The following is a 5,009-nucleotide window of genomic DNA, read 5'->3' as shown; positions in this document are numbered from 1 at the left end:
ACTACGACGACTCCTACGCCGTGGTGAAGCGCCAGCTGCTGTGGGTGGTCATCGGCCTGCCGTGTGCGTTCATCGCCTCCCGTCTCTCGGTGAGCTGGGTGCGCGGTCTGGCCTGGCCGGCCTACATCCTGTCCCTGTCGCTGCTCTTCCTCACGTGGATGATCGGCGTCGAGCGCAACGGAAACCAGAACTGGCTCGCCGTCGGCCCGTTTGCCATCCAGCCGTCCGAGGTCGCCAAGCTCGGCCTGATCCTGTGGGCCGCCAACGTCTATGCCCGCAAGGAACGGCGCCTGGGCAGCGTGCACCACGTCATGGTGCCCGTCGTGCCCGGCATGCTGCTGGCGACCGGCTTCGTCGTGGCCGGTCGTGACCTCGGCACCGCACTGGTGCTCTTCGCGATCCTGCTGGGCATGCTGTGGGTGGTCGGCGCGCCCGCCCGGCTCTTCATCGTCTGCATCTCAGTCATCGGTGCCGTTGCGGTGTTCCTGGCGGCGATCGACAACGAGCGGCTCTCCCGCATCACCACCTTCGCCGACCCCTTCAAGGACTACCACGGCACGGGCTGGCAACCGGCCCACGGCCTGTACGCCCTCTCCACCGGCGGGTGGTTCGGGCAGGGCATCACTGCCTCGACGCAGAAGTGGGGCGACCTTCCGGAGGCCCACACCGACTTCATCTTCGCCGTGCTGGGAGAGGAATTGGGACTGGTCGGCACCTTGCTCATCGTCGGGCTGTTCTTCACGATCGCCTTCGCCGCCGTGCGGATCGCCATGCGCACCGAGGACCCCTTCGTCCGCTACATGTCCTTCGGCATCGTGGTCTGGCTGATCGGCCAGATGATGATCAACGTCGGCATGGTGCTGGCCGTGCTGCCGGTCATCGGCATCCCGCTGCCGCTGGTGTCGTACGGCGGCTCCGCCCTGCTGCCGTCCCTCGTCGCCCTCGGCATCCTGGCCGGCTTCGCCCGTCGCGAGCCCGAGGCGGCGCAGGCGCTTGCCGCCCGCCGCCGCAACCGTTCCGCCGGGCTCTCCGCCGGTCGTTAGGAACCCACCGACATGCGCATCCTGCTCGCCGGCGGTGGCACCGCCGGCCACACCTCGCCCCTCATCGCCACGGCCGATGCCCTGCGCCGGCTCGACCCCGGCGTCGAGATCACCTGCCTCGGCACGCCCCGTGGCCTGGAGAACACCGTCGTCCCGGCGGCCGGCTACCCCCTCGTGCTGATCCCTCCCGTGCCGCTGCCGCGGCGGCCGTCGGTCGAGCTGCTGCGGGTCCCCGGTCGCCTGCGCGGCGCCGTACGCTCCACGCTCGAGATCTTCGACCGGGTCCGGCCCGACGTGGTGGTCGGCTATGGCGGCTACGTCTCGATGCCGGCTTACCTCGCGGCCCGCCGCCGGGGGCTGCCGCTCGTCATCCACGAGCAGAACGCGCTGCCCGGTCTGGCGAACAAGGTCGGTGCTCGCGTGGCGACGCGAGTGGCGGTCAGCTTCCCCGGCACGCCGCTGGCGAGGGCAGAGCTCGTCGGGCTGCCGATCCGGCGGATGATCTCGACCCTCGACCGGGGCGCGATGCGCGCCGAGGCGCGCGCTTTCTTCGGCCTCGATCCCGACCGGCCCACGCTGCTGGTGACCGGCGGCTCCCAGGGTGCACGTCGCATCAACGAGTCGGTCGCCGCCGCGGCGCCGGCGCTGGCAGCCGCCGGCGTTCAGGTGCTGCACGTCGTCGGACCCAAGGGTGAGGCTGCTCCCGAGGTGAGGGGCGTGCCCTACGTCGTCGCCCACTTCGTCGACCGGATGGACCTCGCGTACGCCGCAGCCGACCTGGTCCTGTGTCGCTCGGGCGCCTCCAGCCTCACGGAGGCCGCAGCCGTGGGGTTGCCGGCCGTCTTCGTCCCGCTCCCCATCGGCAACGGCGAGCAGGCGCTCAACGCCCGCGCTGTCGTCGAGGCCGGGGGAGCGCTGCTCGTCGCCAACGAGGCCCTGACCAGCGAATGGGTCACCGCCACGATCCCGGACCTCGCCACCGACGCAGACCGCCTGGCGGCCATGGGAGCAGCCGCGGCTGCGATGGTCCCGCGCGACGCCGACGACAAGCTGGCCGCGATGATCGTGGACGTGGCGCGATGAAGCTGCCGGTCCCCGACGTGCTGCTCCCCGCCGCCCAGCTCGGCCGGGTGCACTTCATCGGCATCGGCGGGGCAGGGCTCTCCGCCATCGCCCGGATCATGGCCGCCACCGGCATCCCCGTGTCGGGCTCCGACGACCAGGACACCCCCTTCCTGCCGGCGCTGCGCGAGCTGGGCGTGACCTGTCACCTCGGCTATGCCCCTGAGCACCTGGCGCACCTCGGCGAGGCCGACACCGTCGTCGTGACGACCGCTGCCCGCGACGACAACCCCGAGGTGGTCGAGGCGCGTCGTCGCGGGTTGCGTCTCCTGCCGCGGTCGGCGGGGCTGGCCGCCACCATGACCGGCCGCCGGGTCGTCGCCGTCGCCGGCACCCACGGCAAGACCACGACCACCGGCCTGCTGACCAACGCGCTGCTGGCTGCCGGCTCCGACCCGACGTACGCAGTGGGCGGCGTGCTGACGGCCACGGGCCGCAACGCCGACGCGGGCTCCGACGACCTCTTCATCGCCGAGGCCGACGAGTCCGACGGCGCCTTCCTGGTCTACCGGCCGCACGCGGCGATCGTCACCAACGTCGAGCCCGACCACCTCGACAACTGGGGCACCGAGGAGGCCTACCGCGCGGCCTTCGACGAGTTCACCACCACCATCGACCCGGACGGTTTCCTCGTGTGCTGCCTGGACGACCCGGGCGCAGCCGCGCTGGCGCACGCCGCCCGCGCGCGTGGGCTGGAGGTGATCACGGTCGGGGTCTCCGACGACTGCGACCTCCGGCTGGAGCACATCGTCTTCGACGGGGCCGCCTCGAGCACCAAAGTCTTCCGAGGTGACACCGAGCTGGGAGAGATGCGGCTGCACATCCCCGGCCACCACTACGTCCTGGACGCGGCTGCCGCCCTGGCTGTGGGCCTGCGGCTGGGCTTCTCGTTCGCGGACCTCACGTCAGGGCTCGCTGCCTTCACGGGGACCGGTCGCCGCATGGAGCTCAAGGGAGAGGTCGCCGGGATCCGCGTCTACGACTCCTACGCCCATCACCACGTCGAGATCGCCGGGGACCTGCAGGCTGCGCGATCCATCGTCGGCGACGGGCGACTGGTGGTCGCCTTCCAGCCACACCTCGTCTCGCGCACCCGCACCCTCGGCGCCCAGATGGGCCGGGCGCTCGGGGCGGCCGACGAGGTCGTCGTCCTCGACGTCTACCTCGCCCGCGAGGAGGCCGACCCTGCGGTCACTGGCGCGCTCGTGGCCGACGCCGTACCCCTGCCGGCGGAGGAAGTCGCCTACCTCCCCGACTTCGACGCGGTCCCCGCTGAGCTCGTCCGGCGTGCCCGCCGGGGCGACGTCATCTTGACGCTCGGCGCGGGAAGCATCACCCAGCTGGGACCTCGCATCCTCTCCCTCCTGCAGGCGCGCGATGACTGAGACCCGCACGCGCGAGTCGTCGCACCAGCGAGCCGAGCGGATCACCCGCCAGCGCTTCGCTCGCAGGCAGTGGGCCCGTCGCTGGATGCGCTGGAAGTTCGCCGTCGCGGTCGTGTCGCTGGTCGCCCTCGTGGGGGCAGCAGTGTGGCTGGTCTTCTACTCCACGACTCTGTCCGTCACGCGGGTGGATGTGGTCGGCAACAAGCTCCTCTCCGACGACCGCGTGACCCGGGTCGCGGCTGTGCCCGCGGGCGAGCAGCTCGCCCTCGTCGACCTGGAGGAGGCGACCCGGCGGGTGGAGACGTTGTCCGAGGTCGTGGACGCCGACGTCACGCGAGCGTGGCCCGACACGGTGCTCATCACGCTGACCGAGCGCGTGGCCGTCGCCGTCGTCGAGCTCGGCGGCAGGATCCGCGGGCTGGACGCCGACGGCGTGCTCTTCCGTGAGTACACCTCGGTGCCGCCGGGACTGCCACGCGTCCAGCCGCAGACGTCGACCGGCACGGACGCCCTCAAGGAGGCAGCCGGCGTCGTCTCCACGCTGCCTCGAGATCTCGCCGCCCGCGTCGACCATGTCGAGGTGCAGACCATCGACCAGATCACCCTGGTGCTGCGCGACGGGCGCGAGGTGCGCTGGGGGAGTGCGGAGGAGAGCGAGCTCAAGGCCACGGTGCTGGTCCGGCTCCTCGAGGCGCAGCAGGCGCCGGTCTACGACGTCAGCGTGCCCGCGAGCCCGACCTACAGCTCCCGCTGAGAATTTCTCCTCATCGATTGCAGCAGCCCGGCGTGTCCGGCCCGGCCAGCGCGTCGGCCATGCCTATGGTCATGACAACGCGAGGTTGACATAACTATAACCCTCAGGCTCACCGTTAGAGTTTCGCGGTCGCTGAGGGCCACTCATGCCAACCGGACGACTTCCCCGGACACGACCCACACGAAGCGACCCCCTAGTCACGAGAGGCCTGCAGCCATGGCAGCAGCACAGAACTACCTGGCGATCATCAAGGTCGTGGGTATCGGTGGAGGCGGCGTCAACGCCGTGAACCGCATGATCGACGTCGGCCTCAAGGGTGTCGAGTTCATCGCGATCAACACCGATGCCCAGGCGCTGCTCATGAGCGACGCCGACGTCAAGCTCGACATCGGCCGCGAGCTCACCCGCGGCCTCGGTGCGGGCGCCAACCCCGACGTCGGCACGCGTGCAGCGGAGGACCACGCCGACGAGATCGAAGAGGTCATCAAGGGCGCCGACATGGTGTTCGTGACCGCCGGCGAGGGCGGCGGCACCGGCACCGGCGGTGCCCCCGTGGTCGCCCGCATCGCGCGCTCGCTCGGTGCGCTGACCATCGGTGTGGTGACCCGACCGTTCACCTTCGAGGGCCGGCGCCGCTCGGTCCAGGCCGACACCGGCATCGAGAGCCTGCGCGCCGAGGTCGACACCCTCATCGTCATCCCGAAC

The 5,009-nt window shown here is 71.1% G+C and carries 4 protein-coding genes and 1 pseudogene; all 5 read left to right on the top strand.

Annotated elements, in window-relative coordinates; genetic code table 11:
* The coding region (gene ftsW, locus JWN68_RS01750; protein ID WP_297733768.1) for a putative lipid II flippase FtsW at positions 1-1,043 on the top strand (1,043 nt) is incomplete at its 5' end.
* Positions 1,044-1,055: 12 nt separating this feature from the next.
* Complete coding sequence (gene murG / locus JWN68_RS01745) at positions 1,056-2,126, top strand: undecaprenyldiphospho-muramoylpentapeptide beta-N-acetylglucosaminyltransferase (RefSeq protein ID WP_297733766.1); 1,071 nt, start codon at positions 1,056-1,058, stop codon at positions 2,124-2,126.
* Positions 2,123-3,550, top strand: coding sequence for a UDP-N-acetylmuramate--L-alanine ligase (murC, locus tag JWN68_RS01740; RefSeq protein WP_297733763.1), 1,428 nt, complete (start codon positions 2,123-2,125; stop codon positions 3,548-3,550). The genes murG and murC overlap by 4 nt, the downstream gene beginning before the upstream one ends.
* Positions 3,543-4,304, top strand: a complete 762-nt coding sequence (locus tag JWN68_RS01735; RefSeq protein ID WP_297733760.1) for an FtsQ-type POTRA domain-containing protein — start codon at positions 3,543-3,545, stop codon at positions 4,302-4,304. Before murC ends, JWN68_RS01735 begins: the two co-directional genes overlap by 8 nt.
* A gap of 216 nt (positions 4,305-4,520) precedes the next feature.
* A pseudogene (locus JWN68_RS01730) lies at positions 4,521-5,009 on the top strand (cell division protein FtsZ); the annotation flags it as partial.

The sequence above is a fragment of the Nocardioides sp. genome (assembly GCF_025964975.1).
Taxonomy (GTDB): domain Bacteria; phylum Actinomycetota; class Actinomycetes; order Propionibacteriales; family Nocardioidaceae; genus Nocardioides.
This window is presented reverse-complemented; position numbering and strand designations above follow the sequence as displayed.